At 39.6% G+C, this 21786-nt stretch carries 19 protein-coding genes; 1 reads left to right on the plus strand and 18 read right to left on the minus strand.

What is annotated here, in order from left to right; translation table 11 throughout:
* The 4 genes from JCM15548_RS08850 to JCM15548_RS08865 form a co-directional block, all read right to left on the minus strand.
* Positions 1-772, minus strand: a 772-nt coding sequence (locus tag JCM15548_RS08850) for an efflux RND transporter periplasmic adaptor subunit (RefSeq protein WP_062124495.1), incomplete at its 3' end; no start/stop codon positions are given.
* Positions 773-922: 150 nt separating this feature from the next.
* Positions 923-2062, minus strand: coding sequence for a DUF4934 domain-containing protein (locus tag JCM15548_RS08855; RefSeq protein WP_062124497.1), 1140 nt, complete (start codon positions 2060-2062; stop codon positions 923-925).
* Between the two features lie 186 nt (positions 2063-2248).
* On the minus strand, positions 2249-3397 hold the full coding sequence (locus JCM15548_RS08860) for a DUF4934 domain-containing protein (protein ID WP_062124499.1): 1149 nt from the start codon (positions 3395-3397) through the stop codon (positions 2249-2251).
* Between the two features lie 81 nt (positions 3398-3478).
* Positions 3479-4720 (minus strand): DUF4934 domain-containing protein, encoded by a 1242-nt coding sequence (locus JCM15548_RS08865; RefSeq protein ID WP_062124501.1) that lies wholly within the window; start codon positions 4718-4720, stop codon positions 3479-3481.
* 317 nt (positions 4721-5037) lie between these two features.
* Here JCM15548_RS08865 and JCM15548_RS08870 point away from each other — a divergent pair, with 317 nt between their 5' ends.
* Positions 5038-7230 (plus strand): immunoglobulin-like domain-containing protein, encoded by a 2193-nt coding sequence (locus tag JCM15548_RS08870; protein ID WP_062124503.1) that lies wholly within the window; start codon positions 5038-5040, stop codon positions 7228-7230.
* A gap of 130 nt (positions 7231-7360) precedes the next feature.
* Here JCM15548_RS08870 and JCM15548_RS08875 read toward each other — a convergent pair whose 3' ends face one another.
* The 14 genes from JCM15548_RS08875 to JCM15548_RS25285 form a co-directional block, all read right to left on the minus strand.
* Entirely contained in the window at positions 7361-8560 is a 1200-nt protein-coding gene (locus tag JCM15548_RS08875; RefSeq protein WP_083985059.1) for a DUF4934 domain-containing protein, read from the minus strand.
* Between the two features lie 50 nt (positions 8561-8610).
* Positions 8611-9402 (minus strand): hypothetical protein, encoded by a 792-nt coding sequence (locus JCM15548_RS08880; protein WP_157482577.1) that lies wholly within the window; start codon positions 9400-9402, stop codon positions 8611-8613.
* Between the two features lie 4 nt (positions 9403-9406).
* Positions 9407-9655: a hypothetical protein gene (locus tag JCM15548_RS08885; protein WP_062124509.1), complete on the minus strand. Its 249-nt coding sequence runs from the start codon at positions 9653-9655 to the stop codon at positions 9407-9409.
* A gap of 83 nt (positions 9656-9738) precedes the next feature.
* Entirely contained in the window at positions 9739-10905 is a 1167-nt protein-coding gene (locus JCM15548_RS08890; RefSeq protein ID WP_062124512.1) for a BF3164 family lipoprotein, read from the minus strand.
* Between the two features lie 32 nt (positions 10906-10937).
* Positions 10938-12071 carry a DUF4934 domain-containing protein gene (locus JCM15548_RS08895; protein ID WP_062124513.1) on the minus strand — a complete coding sequence of 378 codons (1134 nt, stop codon included), beginning with the start codon at positions 12069-12071 and terminating at the stop codon, positions 10938-10940.
* Between the two features lie 20 nt (positions 12072-12091).
* Positions 12092-13567, minus strand: a complete 1476-nt coding sequence (locus tag JCM15548_RS08900; protein ID WP_062124515.1) for a TolC family protein — start codon at positions 13565-13567, stop codon at positions 12092-12094.
* 418 nt (positions 13568-13985) lie between these two features.
* Entirely contained in the window at positions 13986-15149 is a 1164-nt protein-coding gene (locus tag JCM15548_RS08905) for a 6-bladed beta-propeller (RefSeq protein WP_162198200.1), read from the minus strand.
* A 199-nt stretch (positions 15150-15348) separates the two neighbouring features.
* Positions 15349-16476 (minus strand): DUF4934 domain-containing protein, encoded by a 1128-nt coding sequence (locus JCM15548_RS08910; RefSeq protein WP_062124519.1) that lies wholly within the window; start codon positions 16474-16476, stop codon positions 15349-15351.
* A gap of 16 nt (positions 16477-16492) precedes the next feature.
* Positions 16493-17008 (minus strand): hypothetical protein, encoded by a 516-nt coding sequence (locus JCM15548_RS08915; protein ID WP_062124521.1) that lies wholly within the window; start codon positions 17006-17008, stop codon positions 16493-16495.
* Between the two features lie 269 nt (positions 17009-17277).
* Positions 17278-18450 (minus strand): sensor histidine kinase, encoded by a 1173-nt coding sequence (locus JCM15548_RS08920; RefSeq protein WP_062124523.1) that lies wholly within the window; start codon positions 18448-18450, stop codon positions 17278-17280.
* An 88-nt stretch (positions 18451-18538) separates the two neighbouring features.
* Positions 18539-18979: a hypothetical protein gene (locus tag JCM15548_RS08925; RefSeq protein ID WP_157482579.1), complete on the minus strand. Its 441-nt coding sequence runs from the start codon at positions 18977-18979 to the stop codon at positions 18539-18541.
* Complete coding sequence (locus JCM15548_RS26585; protein ID WP_083985060.1) at positions 18972-20954, minus strand: cobalamin-dependent protein; 1983 nt, start codon at positions 20952-20954, stop codon at positions 18972-18974. The genes JCM15548_RS08925 and JCM15548_RS26585 overlap by 8 nt, the downstream gene beginning before the upstream one ends.
* A 115-nt stretch (positions 20955-21069) precedes the next feature.
* Positions 21070-21618, minus strand: a complete 549-nt coding sequence (locus JCM15548_RS08935) for a tRNA threonylcarbamoyladenosine dehydratase (protein WP_262486963.1) — start codon at positions 21616-21618, stop codon at positions 21070-21072.
* On the minus strand, positions 21612-21779 hold the full coding sequence (locus JCM15548_RS25285) for a ThiF family adenylyltransferase (RefSeq protein ID WP_262486964.1): 168 nt from the start codon (positions 21777-21779) through the stop codon (positions 21612-21614). Before JCM15548_RS25285 ends, JCM15548_RS08935 begins: the two co-directional genes overlap by 7 nt.
* Positions 21780-21786: the final 7 nt, after the last annotated feature.

Genomic DNA, 21786 nt, shown 5'->3' on the forward strand with positions numbered 1-21786 from the left:
TTCCTTTTTCATCCACCATGGGATTGATGCTGCTCACCCGGCCCTCAAACTTTTCGCCCTGCAGGGCAAAAGGCCGCAGCTCCACCAGCTGTCCCTGCTCAACCCCCGCCAGTTCCGTCTCCAGCAAATAAAACACCAGGTGCATACTGCTCAAATCCAGAATGTCACAAAACTTTTGAAAAGCCGTAGAAGGATTGTGCACCCGGGCCTCCAGATTGGTAACCACCCCTGTGATGGGCGCCTTGATCGAGGTTGTCTCAAAATTGCGGCGCGCCTCCTCCAGGGAAATCTCCGCCGAATTAAATCCGCTGCGCAGTTTTGCCATCCGCAGCTGGTCTTCCGGAATTTTTAAAGAATCCTGAATCCGATACCCAAAACCCAAAAGCCGGTCCTCCAAATCAATCATGGACTGCTGGTACTTGTTCTGTGCCTCATCCAGCCGCTTTTGATAGGTAAAAGGCTCCACCGAGCCCAATACTTGTCCGGCACTCACCCGCTCGCCCTCCCGGACATGCACCGCCTTAATTTGCTCCTGCACCACAAAAGGCACCACCGCCTTGCGTTGCGCCTCCAACTGGCCGTTGCTCACCAGCTCCAGCTCAAAAGCACCCCGTTCCACCGGCGTAACCGCCACCCGGGTTTCCGGAGGCTCCACATACGACAAGCGGGCCGCATCAGCGGCATCCGCGGCAGCATCCTCACCGCCTTTGGAAGAAGAACAGGCATAAAAAGCGCTGGTAATAACTAAAAGAACAAGAGATTTCGTCAACATAGCAGGTCTTTGGTATAAGGGATTAAAGACTATTTAAGATTTAAAGATAATAATTCTTATAAGCGGTCAACCTTCTGCCACCAGAAATATGCTTTAAAGGTTGCCCTTAGGACCTGAATCAAAAAAAGATTATCGATGAAGACAACCCTATCATTCAAACTTTGGTCGGTAAAACACCAGTGCCGAATTAGAGTCATAACTAAGATCGTCCGGAATAGAAAAGCTTATTTCTTCTTTGTTGTCAACCAGGCCTGTCACGTCTAACCAAGTAATATTGCTGTTTTGGTGATGACCAATGGATGACCTCAAATAGGTCCATTGGAATAAATCATTTTCCAAACTGTTGTTAAAAATATTTTTAATATTTTTCTCCGGATTGTAAAAACAAAAATGTCCACTTCTTTTGAATTCGAATTCAAAAGAGATGTACTCTTCGTTATAAATGAATGAAGAGACATTGTACATCTTTTGCGGCCTAGGATGATTAAATGAATTGTATGCATTTTGTTTTAGGCGTTCTTCAATTTCATTATCTGTCATTGGTTTTTCAAAATTAATAATGTATTCAGGTGTCATCAGGTTTTGGCTTACTGTATAAATAGTGTCATTATAAAAGCGGGATAGAAACATTTTTCCAGACGTGTTTTTTGTTAAATTTCTATGGTTTGAAACGTCCAATGTTCCCAATCTCGTAATATGAGAAGAAATAAAAGCCTGTTTGCTTAAGTTATACAGATGATAATGATAGTGTGCCGAAGGATGATAGAATAGAATTGTTTCACTATTGATCACGCTGAAGTATGGATAATCTGGATCAAGTGGGATATCATCGGTCCAATTTATGTCAATCGACTTTTCAAGTTTTAAGTTCTTATCTAAAACGAAGAATTGGTTGGGCTCTGCAAAAACATACATTTTATCTCGGAAAAATGATGCATCAAAAATTTCAAGATATTCCTGGGGACCTCTACCAATAGCATTGTATGAATTTATAAAATTTCCCTTCCTGTCAAAGCAAAAAATGCTTTTGGCTGAATGTCTGTCAACTACAAAGATTCGATCCTCGGATACCAGGACTTTGTCGATTTTTCCAATAATCGATTCATCTGTGTATTCCAAAAAGACCAGAGAATCGATTGAAATAACATCTGACAGTTTCCCACTATCAATGATGTCACTCTCCTTTACCTCAATGGTTAGGATGTCTTGTGAAGATGGTTTGGACTCTTGCGTTGTTCTATTGCACGCACCAAAAATTAAAATGGCAATAAGCAAATAGGTTGTTTTCATACAATTCGGTTTATTGTTTCTTAATTTTTTTAGTGAGCTGCAAACCGTTCTGCCATTTTTAGATAACAATCGCAAACAAAACCAATCCCAAGGGATTTCTTCTTCAAATAGCTTATCAACATATGTTATCAAATTGGTCTTCTGAAGACAGAGTGATGATGGATGTTTATTTACAATTAACCCAATCTATTGGATTTGAACCAAAAAGGGATTATCCTCAATGGTAATATCAATGGGGTGGCCTCCAATAGTAACCGTTTTTGTGCTTTCAAATTCATCCTTCCCAAACAAGTCCGTTGGATTACAAGCAAATACTAGAGTATTATCCTGGCTGCCCATCGGATATTTAAATGAATTTATATCGGGGAGGTTAAAAAAGTAGGAAATATTTGGGTGGCAATAGACTTTATCAGGATAGTTAGTATCAAAAACATAGCAGCTACGTTGATTATCATCCAACCCAATTAGAAAATAATCTTTGTGATGGGCTACATAAAGAAGGTTGGGCGCGTAATTCTTAAGTTTTGCTTTTGCCCTAAAGGAGCTTCTTTCTTCAGCAAATAATTTTTTGATAAGGGCATCCGGCACCTTTTTATCTCCGATTTCATAACTGTATAGGAGTTTGAAATCATCGCCATCATATTTGAACAATCCAAATATGTCGGGCGTGAAAAAATATAGCTCATTGCTCTTTTCAAAAAAAGAATACGTAGGTATAAAATTAGTTGATAAAGGATAAGGACTAAAATCATTCGGAACATACCGTTGGGTGATTTTTTCTTCTTTGAAATTGTATTGCCCGACATAGCTTTTCTCGGATTTACCCACATAATTTGAAATAAGAAACAGCATATCTTGTTCGGAATAAAGATGCATGCTGTAGAATTCATCTAATTGTGATTTACGTATAAAGTTTCCGTCAAAATCATACTCCAGAATAAATCGGCAGTCGTCTAAAACAAATACTGTTTGCCTGGTTCTATTGATATCAAAAGATATGGCTTGTAATACCTCTCCGGGACCTCTTCCTTTGGGTAGTTTTGTTAGGAACTTTCCTTCACCATCAAAGAAATGAAGATTAAAATCTGACAAAACAAAAATTCTGTCAGATGTCATCTCAATATAAGCTTTCTGGATGCCGCTTAATAGTGATTCTTCCGTTTCTTCGAGTCTTATTATATTTATGTCTGCTTCTTGAAGAATTAAATCAGTATTGCTTGCTGCCTCGTCTAGTTCTATGACACCCAACGCAGGTGAAAAGCTGCTTTTCTTGCTGCATGAATTCAGGAGAAGGAGGATTAGGACGAAAAATAATAACGGGTTTTTCATATTCATGGATAAGAATAGGTTTTTCATTTAGTAGAAGCAATAGAAAACTGGTGGAGCTTGGAGAATTGGTATATTATATTTCCCATATCATTCAAACTTTGGTCGGTAAAACACCAGTGCCGGATTAGAGTCATAACTAAGATCGTCCGGTATAGAAAAGCTTATTTCTTCTTTGTTGTCAACCAAGCCTGTCACTTCTAACCAAGTAATATTGCTGTTTTGGTGATGACCAATTGACGACCTCAAATAGGTTCCTTGGAATAAATCATTTTCCAAACTGTTATTAAATATTTTCATAATATTTTTCTCCGGATTGTAAAAACAAAAATGTCCACTTCTTTTGAATTCGAATTCAAAAGAGATGTACTCTTCATTATAAATGAATGAAGAGACATTGTACATCTTTTGCGGCCTAGGATGATTAAATGAATTGTATGCATTTAGTTTTAGGCGTTCTTCAATTTCATTATCTGTCATTGGTTTTTCAAAATTAATAATGTATTCAGGTGTCATCAGGTTTTCGCTTACTGTATAAATAGTGTCATTATAAAAGCGGGATAGAAACATTTTTCCAGACGTGTTTTTTGTTAAATTTCTCTGGCTTGAAACGTCCAATGTTCCCAATCTCTTAATATGAGAAGAAATAAAAGCCTGTTTGCTTAAGTTATACAGATGATAATGATAGTGTGCCGAAGGATGACAGAATAGAATTGTTTCACTATTGATCACGCTGAAGTATGGATAATCTGGATCAAGTGGGATATCAACGGTCCAATTTATGTCAATCGACTTTTCAAATTTTAAGTTCTCATCTAAAACGAAGAATTGGTTGGGGGCTGCAAAAACATACATTTTATCTCGGAAAAATGATGTATCAAATATTTCAAGATATTCCTGGGGACCTCTACCAATAGCATTGTATGAATTTATAAAATTTCCCTTCCTGTCAAAACAAAAAATGCTTTTGGCTGAATGTCTGTCAACTACATAGATTCGATCTTCGGATACCAGGACTTTGTCGATTTCTCCAATAATCGATTCATCAGTGTATTCCAAAAAGACCAGAGAATCGATTGAAATAACATCTGACAGTTTCCCATTAACAATGAAGTCACTCTCCTTAACATCAATGGTTACTATGTCTGGGGACAATGTTTTTGAATCTTGCGTTGTTCTATTGCAGGAGGCCAGAAATAAAACGGCCATTACCAAAAAGGTCAGATTCAAATTATTTGGAATGGCTTTAAAAGTTTGAGGGGCTGCAATAAAGGGGCAGAAAGAAAACTTTGCTTTTGCAAAGGAATGGAACCGGAAGAAGGGTGTCCGCATGGATAGGTCTTAAGGATTAAATAATGAAAATTGAACGATTCACCAATAATAAGGTTAACACAAATTTGCAAAAAATAGCTTTTGGTTTCAAATATTTCATCTGCAATAATGAGGTAATTGAATTTTGTGATAGCCTTTGTTGAAAACGTCGTAACTCCATAGGGCGTTTATTCGTTGAATCTTAACATTTAGGTTATTTATCCGACTTAGGTGTTGTTTGTTAAAAAAGAGACAGCAGATTTTAATTATGTGACACAGGAGTTGTTAAAAAAAGGCAAATTTTGAAGTCGCTTAGAAACCGTTTAAATATTACTCAAATGATGACTACCAGATTTTTATGGGCTTTTGTGGCAGTGTTGCTAACAGCAATGACCGCATGTCAAAACGAAGAAGGTTTGCGCCTGCACTATGATTTTAGCAGGACAACTGATGCGGGAACCACCGTTAAAGATGCAAGCGGGAATGGATATTCCGGAAAAGTACACAATGAGGCCTCTTTTGAGACCCTTGGAAACATTGGCGTTCTGAATCTGGGTGAAAATAACGGCTATCTGGATATGGGTCTTAAGGCTGGTGAACTGATTAACCAATTGGAAGATTTCACCATCGCCCTTTATCTCTTTGTCGATGAAGATACCGATCTGAACGCCCATGGTAATTTTGTCTGGAATTTTGGCAACTCCGACAACATGGCTACGGACCAAAATGGCTCCATGTTCTTTTCTGCCCGAACCACCGGTTACACCATATCCCGCAGACATTGGTCCGGCGAAGAGGTGGTCAGCCGCTCCCGGACTTTCCCTAAAGGACAATGGCACCATATTGCTTACGTGCAATCCGGCGGCACCGGAACCATTTACTTTGACGGATCCCGCACGGCTCAGGGGGCTTTGTCGCTTCTTCCTTCCGTACTTGGTGAAACCACCCATAATTATATCGGAAAATCCTCTTACAGAGGAGATGCCTACCTGAAAAATGCCAAATTGGCCGAGTTTAAAATTTATGACAGGGCATTGAAGGATGAGGAGATGGATCGTTTTATTGAGCTTACGAAAAAGCTTCAGGAAGCTACCATCGAGCAACAGTTAAAGGCAACTGCTGAAAATGTATTCTCAGGTGAGTTGAAAAATGTCGTGGCCGATATCGATTTGCCCACTTCTGCTGCCTCTGAAATAACCATTACCTGGCGTTCATCCAACCCCGATGCTTTGTCTGCCATAGGGGCCATCAAACGTCCTGAAACAGGGGCAAAGCCGGCCAATGTGACGCTAACCGGTGAGTTTACGAAAAACGGCCAGTCCTATTCAAAGGATTACAATGTAATGATTAGCCCATGGTTAAGTGATCAGGCAGCCGTTGAAAAAGATGCAGAAAATTTGGAGATTTCCGGAAATCTCAATAATCTTCGCTCCGACCTTGATTTGCCCTCGATAGGCATTGAAGGCGCCAGCATTCAATGGCAATCTTCACAGCCCGATTTTCTGTCAAATAGTGGCGAATTGCTTAGCTTATCTCCCACAGGAAAGGGCCAACAGAAGGTTTTATTGACCGCAGAAGTTTCAAAAGGCAGTGAATCGGTCACCAGAGATTTTGAAGTACATGTGGCCGAAGACGAAGGCCATGTGGCCTATCTCTTTTCCTACTTTATTGGTAACGGTCCGGGCGAAGAGGCCATTTTTTATTCCATCAGTCAAGATGGCTACAACTTTAAAGCTTTAAACAACAATCGCCCCATAATTGCCGCCGATACCATCAGTTCCCGTGGCGGCGTGCGTGACCCTCACATCTTAAGGGCTCCCGATGGCTATTTTTACATGGTGGTCACCGACTTGTATGTCCCCAATGATGGCTGGTCGGGCAACGAAGCCATGGTGTTTCTGAAGTCCGATGATTTGGTCAACTGGACCCACTCTGTCGTTAACATTGCAGAGAACTTCTCTGAATTCGAAGATGTTCTGAGGGTTTGGGCGCCCCAAAGCTATTATGATGAGGAAGAAGGCAAAATCATGGTCTATTGGTCCATGCTTCAGCCGGGAGGTTATGACATCATTTACTATGCCTACGCCAATGAAGATTTTACCGGACTCGAAACGGTGCCCCAACAATTGCTGTATCATCCCGATGAGGTCGCCTGCATCGATGGTGATATCGTTTATAAAGATGGCATTTACAACTTGTTCTTTAAAACCGAGGGCGCCGGTAACGGCATTAAAAGAGCCGTTTCAGACCGGCTCACTGAAGGCTATGAAGTGCAGGAACCCTTCCTTCAGAAGACCAATGATGCGGTAGAAGGCTCCTGTGTTTTCCGACTCATCAACACCGACACCTACATTCTGATGTATGATGTGTATTCACGGGGAACCTATCAGTTTACAAAATCCACAGACCTTGAAAGCTTTGAAATCATTGATGAAAGTATATCCATGGACTTCCACCCGCGTCACGGAACCGTTATCCCAATCACTCAGGATGAGCTAAACGCCATCACCAAAAAATGGGGCAGGCCATAACCTGACTTAGAATTATCATTAAGAAAGGGTAGGCGCTTGTCCTACCCTTTTTTGGCTTATAGACCTGGCTTGTTAATGAGCACATCTTTGATAGGATGGGGATAGGTGGCCCCGGCAGTGCCTGCGGGCACTAAAAATCCCTAAAAGTAAAAAGGCAAATAATGGAGTTGTCGGTATCCGTAATATTTTCAAATCCTTTAATCTTCTGATAAAAAAATGGATTGTTGGTTTCCAGGTCAGAGGGATTATCATCTTTTATCATCTTAACCCGGTCCACGTCGTCTGACGCAATGATCCCGATGGCACCGTTATCGGTCAATTGAATGTCTTGAGGATACAGAGTACTCCAATGAGGGGGTGAACTCCTAAGAATCTTAATTTCCTGCGTTTTCAATGAATAAAGGACGTTCTTTAATGTCATTCCGTAAGGTACATTTAGCAACAAAAAATCGTCAGATATACTCATGCTTGTCAATCCATACATGACTATATCCTGATTATCTCTAAAGAATGACCAGGTATCATCTAAGGGCTTACTGAATAGCTGTTCTCTTATATGGGGTAATAGTGCACTTTTACCATAGTCTAAAACAAATGCAGGCTGTAAAAAGGAATCGGTTATAAGGTAAATAGTATCAGAACCAAAGTAGTTGAAATAGTTTTCTGCTTTATTTGAAGAAAAATACTTGCTTTCCTGCATTTCAAATTTAAGCAAGCTGTTAGAGCTTGGGTGGTCACTATATATGACCTTACCCTCAGAATCGTATTGAAAAAATACTTTTGATTGCTTTCTGGCAAACCGTTCCAAAGATACGCCATTAAACCTGCCAGCATTATAACTTATCTCGCTTGGGCCATGTCCGGAAAACTTCACCTGCCCAATATAACGACCATTGAAATCATACTTCTGAACCCTACCAAAGTCTAAAATTCCAATATGCGAGTCAACTGTATCCACATAAAAATCGGTAGCTTCTGTATATTCACCCGGTCCACGACCTTCAGCACTGATTTTAAATAAGAATTCTCCTTCCCTGTTAAATGCGAAAACTGCTTTTTGCTGATGTCTGTCCAGGATGTAAATAGTATCATTTATTAACAGAATTTTATCATAGGAACCTATTAAGCAATTCTCACTGCTTTCAAGTGGTATAAACTCAATGTCCTTAATCACCGTATCTGGATCAACATAGGTAAGATTTTTCAAGTCTAAATCAATGTGGACAAGGTTTTCAGAAGCTCCTCTCGGCCGGAATTCATCCACCTTGTTACGGTTCCTACAAGCGAAACAACATAAAAACACCAAAGAGAATAGAATTGCTTTTTTCATGATATTACTAAAATACAACAAGATTGAACAGACAAAAAAGTTATGAAGGTCTATAGGCCCCACGTTGTCATATCGTATTCATAGAGTACAAGTTCTTCTTCATAGGGTGCATATCCATACATCCTTTTATTTTCATGATCAAATGCAACTGCACCAATAGCCCTATCCAACAATAACTTTTTCACAGGTACGCCATCCCAATCAAAAATAAGTAACTCAACTTTCTCCATCGTTTCTCCATCCACCTCGCTTGCATTTAAGGCAAAAATGTGCTTGTCGTCAGCATGCATATTCCCAATGTAAATTTTAGGAGTTCCTGATTTATGAAGGAGAAAGGATTCCAGGTCTTCCATATAATCCGGATCATATGAAATTGTGTTTAGATGCGTTCCGGTGGTATCAAAAAAACTCAGGTAACCAACTGAATAGGATGATACTGCGAATTTGCCCAATGCTGCATTATAGCAAATTTCAGGATTAAATAAATAGTAATTCATATTCTCATCCGGTAATGGAAAATCCAGTTTAGGAAACTCAATATCCGTAAAAGAATGATTTTCTTTGTTGTATAAGGAAAACCAGGACCCTTCTAATTCTACACAATTGAGATTTGCTGTTTCAAAAAAGACCCTTATGGGCCGGTTTTCCTTCAAGGTGTCATTAATTGGTGTGCTTGAATAGATGTACCGGTTTTCTTTTATGCTGTGTGCCAGATCCACTCTTGTCATAAGGCCTAAACTTCCATCATAAATATTTAGGTGAGAGTTAAACAAGTCAATATGTTCGAAAATTATTGGAGATTCAAATTCCGGGCCCCTGCCAACAGAAGAAAAATTGCCCAAAAGCTCATGGATTTTCTGCGCTATAAACAAATATTGGTTTTTCTTTTTTCATATCTAAAATCACCACGAACGAATCAATTACTTTCATTCCGTCTACCACGAAATGTTTCATGGATTCAACCGGGTTCCCAGAGATTCTAACAGCCTCAGGGAATTCCTCTGGAACAGTGACAGGCAGATGGGAGCTCGCACGCTTACAGCCCATTAAGACCCCGAGTATAAGCACCAAATGAATTATTTTTATTCTAATCATTTTGTTGTAAATTATTTTTTAAAAAAACGGAGGGTTGTGTTTTTAAGTATTTAATGCTTTGGCTTGCTAGCTTATCTCCGACCTTAATTCTTTAATTGATCCGGTAAAGAAATTTCACCTACACCCAGAAAAAGGTTGTCTTCCTCATTGGTTTCAATGACTTGACCTTTGTTTTTGAACCAGCTTGAAATAAAAGTCGCGTGGTTCTGATTCATTGGGTACAATGGAAAAAACAACTTTTCTGCTGGAGAATTGCCTAATGCATAAACGTTGTTGTACTCTTTAAACTTAAATGTTTGAAATTCTTGATCGGAAACATTATAGATCAGTGTAAACCAGACTTTATTGTAGGTGGTTCTTAAGATTAAATGATTGTTTGAATAGTTAACTTGATAAATTCCAGAAACCCAGTTTTTTGAGTGGATTGTTTCAGCATTGTCAGTTATGGAAGCATCCTCCTTTAGTCCATCCAAATTGATAAACTCAATTGGGGAAAAATCAAAGGTAACTAATGGTGATATGCCCGAAGAGCTTAATTTATATATGGTTTGGTCGAAAATCTCGTAATACCCGATGCCATCCTCCATTTGGAAGAATGGAGATGGACCAATATTTAATGGGGTGTTGCTCATTACCCATTGCGGAATTTTTTTCCCTTGTTCAATGATCTCATCATTTTTCGTATCATAAATTAATAAACGATGCTCTTCGCTATTACTGTATAGGGCAATGACCCCCTTATCCAGAACTTCAAAGCGATGAAACATTCTTTGGGGTAAATGGTCGATTTTTTGAGTTGAAAGGTGTTCGTTGGACCAGGAGTACTCAAGAATCCTTCCATTAAGGTTATCAAGAACAAGATATCCGGTTTGGTCAACATTCAGACAGATGTCTGAAATTTGATTATATTCCCCTGGTCCCCGACCTTCCTTGGATAGTTTAGTAATAAAACGTCCGTCATCACTGAAGTGTAAAACAACATTTTCCTTAATGTCGAGTATGAGCAATCTTTCACCAGTCTGAAGAACTTTAGATGCGCGGTTAAGTATTGATCCCGAGACATTTTCTAATTGAATCAATTCCCTAACAGGAAAGAGGATACTATCACTGGTTTCAATTTCAGCAGCGGTTTGCAAATCGACAAGTATAATCCGGTCCTGTGTGACGGAGGAATTGTTTGTTTTTGGATTTTTGCAGGAGACCACGAGCAGGGTGGTAGATGCAAGGATTAAGGGGAGGAAGTTTTTCATTTTTTTGGGACATGTTTTAGGGTAAAGCGGTATTATTTCTCCAATCGAGGTTTATAATACTCTTTAATTAAAATTGGATTAATATTTTCATTTTCAATATGTTTTAGAAAAGCTTCGTATTGTGGAAATTCTTGCATCAAAAGAGATTTAACCTTTTCATTATCCTTAATCTCCATTCCCATTACACTGGCATCAAACTTTGTTAAAAAATAGGAATCATTTGAAAATTCAACGGTGCCACCTTTAAATAAAAACTGGGAATCTGCACTAACGGTGTTATATATCAAGGCAGTTCGGTCAATTTTTGAAATGACGACATTTCCTGAATTGGTTTGACAAATAACATTGAAAATCAATGTGCTTTCTGTTTCGAAGAAATTTCCCAGGACAAAAGGGTGTGATGAATTTCGTATAATTTCATACTTCGGAAAGGGCTGATCACTGTGGTCTAATAAAGAATAAACCATATGAGAATTGCTCGGCTTTGCTCCATTTACGAAATACAACTCCCCACCGCTTTTGTAGAAGGGGCTATCGGTAGAAATAGTATGCGTATCATTCTGTCCATAGGGAAAATGCATACTAATTATGTTTCCATTTGTATCACACTTTATTAAATCGTAGTAATAGTCCTCATCGTTGAAATGAACATTGGCACCTCTATAGAAATAATAGAACTGACTGGAGCATTCAAAATTTGAGGGAATAAATTCTAAATTAATAGATTCAATAAAATTGCCTGAAAGGTCATACTTATAAACAATATCCCGATTAAGTATCAAGATCGTGTCGTTTTGCAAAGTAAATTCGCCAAGATAAGGGTATTCTCCAGGGCCTCTTCCCTGTTTGGCTATTTTTCTCAAAAACACACCCTCTGAATCAAACACTAAAATCATTTGCTGTTTCGAATCCAGCAGATAAATTTCATTATTATGAAAAATGACCTTGTCTATACCATCGATAAAACCTGCTTTTTTGGAATCTAAAAATATAAAATCTAATGAATCCAATATAGTACTTATTTCTATTGCGGTTGGAGAAGTATCCTCAAATCTAATAATTTCTGTGTCGTTATGGTTCTCCAATTCTATTTGGGTTGTTTTGTTTCTATTACATGCATTGATTACAAAAACCCCAAAAATTATAATATAGAATACGGTTTTCATGGCCAATTTTTTTTGTTTCACTATTCGATAAATAAAGAGGTTCCATTATTGAAATCAAACAGGGTTAATTGTCGCAACAGGAAATAGTAAGTCCAGTATCTCTCTAAAGTGTTTATGTAATCTAAGCGTGCTTTATCTTTGGCTCTTCTGGTTGAAGTAAGCTTAAGCACATCGGCGTTGCCTTCATGGAATCTGTCGACGGTTAAGGCATAACTCTCTGTAGCCAGGGAATTAGAACGTGCAGCGGATTCAATGATTATTTTCTGGCTGTTAAAGGTGATCCCAAATGTAAGGGCGTCTTGTTCAATCTGTTGTATGGTTTTATTGGCGAGCAACTCACTTGTTTCAAGGCTTGATCGCGCCACTTCATACCTGCCCTTGCCGCGGCCCCAATCAAGGATGGGCACATTTAGGCCAAGTGAGATGTAAGAGCTTGTGTTAAATTCTGGTTTATAGACATCTGAAAATTGGGTGGCAGGAGCACTCTTAGTTCGATTGTAAGCTAAATCAATATTTGCCTGAAAATACCGCTCTCTTTTGGCCTGTTCAAGGTTTCTTTGATTTATAAGAAGGTCCAGTTCTTTCCTGAGTAATTCGGGGTTGTTGGCATTGGCCAACTCAAAAACCTTCTTGACATCTACCTGTTCAAGTGGAAGGGTTTCCGGAAGGATGGTTTCAATTTCAATATTGGTTGGTAACATCAACAAATTGAGAAAATCATCCTTGGCCTTTCTCTGTTGCAGCACCAACTCTTTATAGAAACGAAAGGCGTTACTATTAGCCAGCTGCATATCCAGTAACTCATCCCTTGAAAGGCTTCCTGATTCGTACCTCTGTTCTGCCACCTCAATCAAGGCTTGTGCATCATCAAGATTCTCCTTAGCCAATTTTACGTTCCAGCCCAGCCAGGTGTAGTCAAAGAAGTAGCTAACAACAGAAAGGTTAAGGGCCTCGGTGTCTTCAACATACTCACGTTTTGTAGTCTCAAAGATTAGTGGTTCTATTTTTCGGGCCCATTTCATTGGATTAAAACCAAGCAGGGACTGGCGATAATTAATTATGAATGGTTGTGAGAAATATTCCGGTGAACTTTCACTGGCTAAGAACTCGTAGCGTTGTAAGCCTGAGCTTACACTTAAGGTGCCGCCTAAAGGAGAAATCCTTTGATCAAGATATAGTAATGCCTCAGATTGCAGCGATTCATTACGGTAATAAGAATCTTCAATGCCAGTATACCTCTTATTGTTTTGGTAGGTGAGCGGAGATGTCCTTAGACTAAGCGAGGGGCGGAAATCAGCGAGGAAGTTCTGGTAGTTCCAATAGCCTGTCAATTGCTGATGTTGATTCACTTTGGCGTGATATGACTGCTCTTGCGCCAGTTTCAGGGCATCATCGAGACTTAATACAATAGAGCCGGATTGAGCATCTAAGATCTTTATACCTAGCAAGAAGATTAAGATCAGGGCGAAGGATTTTTTAATAATTGGTTTCATCATTAGATTTAGGGTGGATGGATATTGAATTTATTTCTTTTTTAATTTAGAATTTAAGTTATATTGACAATTATACTAAATTTTGTAAATTAATTTCTGCTGATACGTCAATATTTTATAACAAAATATATTCATGACTTCAAGTAATACAGAATCAGGACACAATTGTCGTCTGACGAAATAGTCCTCAACGATTCAATATTTGTTTTTACTGTGGCAAACTGTCAGGACTATACTTTCAGTTTCTTTTTCTGTTGCTTGTTTGCCTGAATTTGATTGGCAACCATTGACGCAGAGAAACAAGAATATCGAGCAAATAATTTTTTGTCGCATTGTTTAGTTCTATAAATCGAAGAGTTTTAAATAATGTGACTAACTCAATCTGGATTCGTCAGACACATCTGACCTTTTAAATGCAGTTTCAGTCATTGAATTTGATTAATAGCATAACGAAGCCGCTGTCCTCCTCAATAGCCCTTAATTCTTTATCTATTTGCTTATTATGGACTGCTCCGGCCTCGTAATTCTTCAACACATCAACATTGTTAATTCGGCATATTAAAAAATCTTTTAGAACTCCAACAGGATTAAAAAATTGAGGAATTTTTAGGAATTCCATTAGTTTATCTTTGCTATGATATATGGCTCGGTTATTTGACTTGTCATAAAACCCAAAATACATTTTTTTGTCAACAAAAAAATTACAATACAGATTTGTGGGGGTATCATAAAAATCACAGAACTGGATGTATGAATTCTCTTTAATATAATTGATATAATCATCGTTATTCTCTTTAAAATTAGTTAGTTCGCTAATCGATGGGAAATCAAAATTTTCAAAGGAAACATGATGCTTTAGTTTTGCGCTATCTGCATTTATATCGTATAAAATAGGAGAATGGGGCGTATAGAATAAAACCATAGAGTCTGATGCGGACAGGTTTTTTGTTGCGCTGCCTTTTATGTAACCTGGATTGAAATTTCTTGGAATTAATTCTTGAATAATGTTGTTTAGTGAGTCTGTGATGAGAATATAGGCGTTTTCTGTTTGTGACCCATACCATCCAATATTGCCTTTCCCCAAGAACTCCATTTTTGTGGCATTAAAGGGGATATGATCCGCTCTAATAAATGAAAAATCATCTAAATCATAATAGAGTACGATGTTTTGTCCTACATCTAGTACTGCAATTCTGTGATTATTCCTATCAATACTGATCGACCAAGGTTGAACGTATTCACCAGGTCCTCTACCATTGCTGCCTAATTGTTTAATATACTTGCCTGATTCATCATAGATATTTATTTTTTTTGATTGCACATTGTCTAGAATAAAGAAAAGATTTCCATAATTCAGGAATTGGGAAACGCCATGAAGATAGGATTCTTCAGTTGCTTCGAGTTCGAGAGTGGAAAGTTCAAACCGTGCAATATCAATGATATTCTCTTCAACGAATTGAATGTTTTGGAGAGGCTCGACTCTGTGTTCTTTACAACCCTGGAAGAAAGGCCAAAGACAAAGAATTGAAATTAAAAGTAGTTGACCCGAAGAATTTGAGATGTTTTTGATTGTTAAAAAGATCATAGCAAAAAACATTATTATTTGGATGAGTATATTTCGTCTCTATATTCCTTACTGCTCCTGGATATTGAAATACCTTTCCAGTTCAATTAAAACATTATAATAAAGGGACCGCTTGATTAATATTTTGTTGCATAAAACTAAATGGAATGTTTGGCCTAATAGAAAGGCCCAGGTAGCCGTTTTGTGTGAGCTCATAGCTTCAAAAAACGATTAATACTGGATTATCATCTTCCTTAATAGCAAAGGACTCAAAAGCATTTGTTGGAATGGTATTTTCTAGCAAGTGGTAATTATGGGAGCTAATAGCGAACAGAAATTTGTTGTCTGGTAATAGCATTTGAAACTCTAAATTTCTAAAAAGTTCATTATCCCCATTTTTTGAAACAGATATCATCTCATCTGTAAGAAGATTTAAAGACATGAAATGGGTTTTTAAATCATCGGATGCTTTTTGATACTGAAAACTTAAGAATGCATGATTATCCAGAACATCAAAGCTCTTGATGGAGTGGAAGCCATCACTATCCAGTTGTTGAAAAAACGCCATCATGCCTGGATAATTAGGAAGGTCATCCAATCTGATGTCATTTTCTCCGAAATGAATTTTAACGCCATCAATTAATCGGCCTTGCGCAAGGAAGACGATTTGGTTGAATAATATTTCTTTAAGGAATACAACACCGTTATTTTCCACAAAACATTGCTTATCCATAACCAGACCAACCGGTGCATTGCCCGGATCCATTAGTAATTCATTTATTTTTGATGAAGCATCTACATAGGTTACGCGGTATTCGCTATACCCACTATTAACACCTCTATAAAAGTAATAACCATCCTTAGAATCTTTGATAAATGAGTGGGACGGAAAATCAAAACTTAATTTTGAACGGAATTCGCCTTGAAAGGAGAATTTTTTGATGGTCGAACCGGGTTCGCATAAAATTTCAACCGTTTGATTTTTCGGGTCAATATAAAAATCTGATGGATTTAATAGTTCTTCCGGACCTTTACCTTGCTCACCAATCGAATTTAGAAACTTGCCCTCAAGATTAAACCGGAGCACTTGTCCCCGGTGATAATCAAACACAAAAACATTTCCATCCATTAATTTTACAATGAAATTGTCCGAGATTATCGATTGTTCAGTTGTTTCTAATGGTATAATAATGACGCCTTGAACGTCAAATAGATTGGCATATTCGATGGGTTGCGCCTTTTCATAATCAAGAATTCGAAATGCATTGCCTTCATCTTTTTTTTGCGTACATCCAAAAAGATAACAAGCCATGATAATTCCGATTAAGTAGATTTTATTTTGTTTCATATATATTAGTTGATTCTTAACGCACCAAGGCAAAGGACTCTATTAATTGGTCGAAGGCGTCTTTGTCTTCTTCGGTATAAAGGTTGCCTTGCAGTTCGAAGGCTTTGTTGTTAATGATTAGCTGGCCTTTTAAATCATAAGGATTTTGGGGCACTTTTGTGATTGAAATTTTCGTTATTTTGCTCTTACTCCTTTTAAATTTTGATAGTTTGTTTAGAGCAGTGAAAATTGAATCAGCGGATAGAGCATCGGTATAGAGGCTGTCCAGCACCGGTTTTAGCGGAATTGGGCGCATGATAAAAGACGAGCCGCTTTCTGGCTTAGAAAAATGGATGGTCAATGTCTCGTCTATTTGCACATCCCAGTTGAATGCGTTGTTAAAACTCAATACCGCATCCTCCAAATGGATCAGGTATTCTTCATCTTCAGGTGAGTTTGCTGATGGTGGATGGGATTCTTCACCAGAAAGATGGAAGTTTAAGCCAGTTAACGCCATGGTCAATCCAAACAGTAATTTGATTGTATTTCTCATAAGGCTTAATTTTTAGCTGCTGTAAGAATTAATCGGAAGGCAGTGGAATAAGCAGAAGCAAGGCCAGCTACTTGAGAGGATGGTGCGGTCAGGGTTTAAGGTCTGTGTCATGGCGTTTCGGTTTTAGGTTCAACAGAAATTCATAACCAAAAATAAAAGAATCCCCTTCATAATACAACGAGGTGGGTTATTTGTAATGATTCCTAATAAAGTGGGGTTGCCCGGGTTGGTGCATGGGGAGTTTCTTTGTCAATAATGTCTTAAAATAATTACAGATCATCTTTCCACAGCGGCATAGTGAATTTAAAATCACTGCCTTTTCCAGGTTCGCTTTCTGCCCAGATTTGGCCACCCTGGATTTCTACAAATTCCTTACATAAAATCAATCCCAGGCCGGTTCCTTTTTCGTTGGCGGTTCCTCTTTCGGACAAGCCGCAATCAACGTTGAAGAGCGCCTGGAGATGTTCCGGGGCAATGCCAAACCCGGTATCGGAAATAGTAAGCAATAAATCTGGTCCTTGGCGCTGAGTTTTGACAAGCACTTTACCACCCGGAAATGTGAATTTTAATGCATTGGTAATCAGATTGCGAAGAATCGTTGCAAGCATTTCTTTGTCGGCCCTGACAAATGTGTCACAGTTTATTTCTGTTTGCAGTTCTATTTGTTTGGACATGGTCTTTTCCGTAAACAGGGAGACAGCCTCCTGAATAATTTCAGAGGGTTTCAATTTAACGGGAATAGGCTCCAATTTACCTGTTTGCACGCGGGACCATTCCAGGAGATTTAACAGAAGTTCGTAGGTCTGTTTCGATGTTTCATGGATGTTTTGTGCAAAAGTCCTGGATTTTTCCGGAGTATATTTATGAATATTTTCGACAAGTAATTCACTAAAACCCAGTAATACATTAAATGGACTTTTTAGGTCATGGGCGATAATGGAGAAAAGCTTGTCTTTGGTCGCAACCAGTTCTTTCAATTCGTTGTTGGCTTCATTCAGGTGTCCCAATGTTAGCTGGAGGGCATGTTTCTCCTTTATCAGCTGGCGTTGAAGATCACTGATTTCACGGTTCAACTGGTGCAGTTTATTGTTTTGACACTCAAGCTGCTCAACATCCACTCCCCCGATGATAAGAAGGTTATTGTCCTTCCTATAAGCATGGGCAAGAATGGCTGTATTCACCTCTGAATAACTGCCAATGGTAATAAATCCCTCATACACTTTTGAAGATGAGTTGCTCAGTCCGGTCAACTTGTCAAAAGTCGGATTGATAAAACTTTGAACCGGATCATCATGAAACAATGACTTCATAGCCGGATTGGCAAATAAAAGACGTCCGTCACACGAAAATAATGCGACACAAAGCGACTTGATATCAAGCAAGGACAAACTGATTTCTTCAGACCATTCGGAAAAAAGCAGTTGGTTTAAACGGTTCTGCATGTTTGAGTATAAATACGGTATTTATTGAACTTTGGAAGAGGGATGTCTGTTTGTTTGCACAGGCGTTGTTATGGCAAACAAGAAGGAATTAGGCCTTCTCACCGGAAATTTTTACGAATAGGGGAATATTCGTTTGCATCCATTCATAATAAGGGTAAACCTCCTTATAACTTTCGTCGGTTAAAACCTGTTTTAATACATCCATCCAGGTGTTCAGTTGCGCTGCCCAGTAGTTGGTCGTAAAACCATGGCTGCGATAGGCCTGAAAAACCCACAAAACGGTTTCAACCAAAACCTCTGGGTTTGGATATTTCAGTATCGATGCAATAAATCTGACGTGGTTGGCGTGATTATCCTGCATCATATCGATGTTGTTCTGACCCACCAAATTCTCAACATCCGGACGTTTGAGCATGGTCGTGTTCATCAATGCGATAAGCTGGTCGCTTTTGCGATAATATTCATCGGCTGATTGAGTACTCGTATGTGCCAGCCGATTGGCAGATTCTAATAATAAGTTCCTATCCATTTTCATCTGTATTTTTGAGAAACGATTCAAGGAAATCAAGATTGTCTCCAAGAATTACACGGTCATATTTATTAATGACATCTTTACCTCCATGCCTAAAAGCTTGGCCACCAACCAAAATCAACAACTCTGGAAATTCCTTCCTGATGGATTGTATCATGGATTCAAGTTCTGGCAAATGAAAGTAAAGACTTAAGGAAAGGGCAAGGATGGTGGGATTCGTCGTTTTAACAAAATCCACGAGTTCTTTCGTGGGCGTATTGGCCCCCAGAAAATAGGCATTCCACCCATGTATCTCAAAAACATCGGAAACCATTTTAATTCCAATCTGGTGGAGTTCGTTTTCAACGCAAGATACAACAACCGTTTTATTTATTTTCTTATCAGATATGATGCTTAAATAAAGCATATTTAGCAGGGACTCTACAATGGCGGATGCCAAATGCTCAGTGGCGACACTGATCTTTCCCTCTTCCCATAGCTCGCCAACTTCATATAGCGCTCGCTTCAGCACTCCTTCATAGAGTTGGTTGATTGTATGGCCACTATTTAAAAAGTCATTCACCTTTTGGGAACAGGTCACCCTGTCTCCTTCCAAAAGTGCCGCTAAAAATATACGATACTCCAAATTATCTGACAACTTGTTTTTTATTAGTAAAAGTTTGTTCCCTACAAGCTGTTTATACGAAGAAATCTGACCAAGGTTATTTATGCGATCGATTGGTGTGATGGATGGATGAACTGGAATTCTAACGGACGCTTCCAATGGCTTGCCCTGGGCTGATATAGAGATGGATAGGCAACTGTCAGGTGTAGCTGGCTGGCAGTGACACATGGAAGGAGCTCCCCTTGCCGGGTTCGCTTTCGACCCAGATGTGGCCGTTTTGCATTTTGGTGAGTTCGTAGCAGAGGGGCAGGCCGAAGCCGGTGCCGGATTCGCCGTAGGTGCCGGGGGTGGTGATGGAGCTGGAGGGCAGAAAGAGGCGGGGAGAACATCGGGTGCAATGCCTGTGCCGAAATCGGTGACGGTGATGATGGCTTCCTTGTCTTTAAGGGCGTGACTGATGATGACCTCGCTGCCAGGGGGTGAAAACTTGATGGCGTTGGACAGGAGGTTTCTTAAAATGGTGATAAGCATGATTTCATCGGCAAAGACGGTGGCATCTTCCGGTATATGGGAATGGATGCGGATGTTTTTGCTGCCGGCCACCGGGTTGATTTGATTCAAGACCCGCTTGATGAGCTTTTGCAGTGGTAGTCTGGAAGGGTAGTGCTTCATTTTGCCACTTTGCGACAGCGCCCAGTTGAGGAGGTTCTCAACCAATTCATACATGGAGTGGGCATTGCTGCCCAGCAATTGAATGAGCTGCTTGTTTTCCTGTGGCGAATTGTTTTCAAATTGGGTACTGAGAATTTCCAGAAAGCCCATGAGGTTGTTCAGCGGTCCTCTCAAGTCGTGGGCGATGATGTACAGGAATTTGTCCTTCTGGGCATTGATTTCCTTGAATTCCAGATTGGTGTCCTTCAGGGATTGTTCCATCTTTTGGAACTCCCGGATGATGATGGTTTCATCGGTGATGTTTTGTAGGATCAGCAGTGAGTGGTTCTGCAATTCGGGGGCGGAAATGATTTCAGGGACCAGGCGTATGATGTGCTTTGGAAATACTTTGGATGGAAAGGTCACGGAACTATCGTCAATGTCCTCCGGGGGATGGTTGATCAGTTGTTTCAGTCGGGACTCCGGATCGGAGAGGTAGTTGGATAGGTGGTGACCGTTTAGGTTACCGGATTTACCAGTCAGTATCATGGCAGCTTTGGGACTGTGTTTTATAATTTCTCCCTTACCCGATGCAATGATCAGGCCTATGGTGCGGCTTTGCCAGGCCTTCTCAAAAATCTTTTTGAAAGCTTTAAGACCGGCCGTCTCCAGCTCTTTGTCGATGTCGGTGTGTGCGGTAGAAGTGTCCATACCCATTTTTGTTGATTTTTTAGTCGTTTCCGCTAAATAAACAAGGGTTGGTTAGTACACTACAATTTCTGAATATTCACTGCCAAAATCAATATTACAGTGAAGTTATTTTGTAAAATATTTATTCGGAGAGTTTTCTAATCACCTGTGAGGCAGTCATAATGCCGAATAGAGCGGGCATGTAGCTGATGGTACCCACGGTGGTTTTTTTGTTTTGCTCGTCTTCCACAAAAATGACGTGGTCTTTGTTGACTGCTTCCGGACTGAAAACCACTTCAAAGCCTTTTTTGATGCCAAACTTGGTGAGTCTTTTGCGAATCATCCGGGCCAGTTTGCAGTTGTACGACTCAGAAATATCGGCCATTTTGACTTGCATGGGATCCATTTTGCCACCGGCACCCATGCTCGAGATGAGGGGTATTTCCTTTTGGAGGGTGTGGACAATTAAAAATACCTTGGGCGACAATGAATCAATGGCATCCACCACGTAATCGAGCTTTTGATTGAGCACCTGGGGGATGAGTTCCTGCTTGATAAAAAAATCGATTTTGTTGATTTTGATGTAGGGGTTGATGTCGAGCAACCTTCTGGCCATCACGTCCACTTTCAACTGATCTTCGGTGCTGCTCAGTGCCGGCAACTGGCGGTTGCGATTCGAGGGCTTCACCACATCGCATCAATCAGGGTGATTTCGCCAATGCCTGCCCGTACAATCATTTCCGCGGCATAAGAGCCCACACCGCCAACACCGGCGACCAATACATGCGCTTTTTGCAATTTTTCAATACCCTCCTTACCCAATAACAATTCCGTTCTGCTGAGCCACTCCATGCTTCCT

The sequence above is a fragment of the Geofilum rubicundum JCM 15548 genome (genome assembly GCF_000974365.1).
Lineage (GTDB): Bacteria > Bacteroidota > Bacteroidia > Bacteroidales > Marinilabiliaceae > Geofilum > Geofilum rubicundum.

Bases quoted from the DNA above. Each gene is read 5' to 3' on its own strand.
- JCM15548_RS08905 (WP_162198200.1), bottom strand. From the start codon at position 15,149: ATGATCTTTTTAACAATCAAAAACATCTCAAATTCTTCGGGTCAACTA.
- JCM15548_RS08875 (WP_083985059.1), bottom strand. From the start codon at position 8,560: ATGAAAAAAGCAATTCTATTCTCTTTGGTGTTTTTATGTTGTTTCGCT.
- JCM15548_RS08925 (WP_157482579.1), bottom strand. From the start codon at position 18,979: ATGGATAGGAACTTATTATTAGAATCTGCCAATCGGCTGGCACATACG.
- JCM15548_RS08865 (WP_062124501.1), bottom strand. From the start codon at position 4,720: ATGCGGACACCCTTCTTCCGGTTCCATTCCTTTGCAAAAGCAAAGTTT.
- JCM15548_RS08920 (WP_062124523.1), bottom strand. From the start codon at position 18,450: ATGCAGAACCGTTTAAACCAACTGCTTTTTTCCGAATGGTCTGAAGAA.
- JCM15548_RS08900 (WP_062124515.1), bottom strand. From the start codon at position 13,567: ATGATGAAACCAATTATTAAAAAATCCTTCGCCCTGATCTTAATCTTC.
- JCM15548_RS08910 (WP_062124519.1), bottom strand. From the start codon at position 16,476: ATGAAACAAAATAAAATCTACTTAATCGGAATTATCATGGCTTGTTAT.
- JCM15548_RS08895 (WP_062124513.1), bottom strand. From the start codon at position 12,071: ATGAAAACCGTATTCTATATTATAATTTTTGGGGTTTTTGTAATCAAT.
- JCM15548_RS26585 (WP_083985060.1), bottom strand. From the start codon at position 20,954: ATGGGTATGGACACTTCTACCGCACACACCGACATCGACAAAGAGCTG.
- JCM15548_RS08885 (WP_062124509.1), bottom strand. From the start codon at position 9,655: ATGATTAGAATAAAAATAATTCATTTGGTGCTTATACTCGGGGTCTTA.
- JCM15548_RS08890 (WP_062124512.1), bottom strand. From the start codon at position 10,905: ATGAAAAACTTCCTCCCCTTAATCCTTGCATCTACCACCCTGCTCGTG.
- JCM15548_RS08855 (WP_062124497.1), bottom strand. From the start codon at position 2,062: ATGAAAACAACCTATTTGCTTATTGCCATTTTAATTTTTGGTGCGTGC.
- JCM15548_RS08870 (WP_062124503.1), top strand. From the start codon at position 5,038: ATGATGACTACCAGATTTTTATGGGCTTTTGTGGCAGTGTTGCTAACA.
- JCM15548_RS08860 (WP_062124499.1), bottom strand. From the start codon at position 3,397: ATGAATATGAAAAACCCGTTATTATTTTTCGTCCTAATCCTCCTTCTC.
- JCM15548_RS25285 (WP_262486964.1), bottom strand. From the start codon at position 21,779: ATGGAGTGGCTCAGCAGAACGGAATTGTTATTGGGTAAGGAGGGTATT.
- JCM15548_RS08915 (WP_062124521.1), bottom strand. From the start codon at position 17,008: ATGAGAAATACAATCAAATTACTGTTTGGATTGACCATGGCGTTAACT.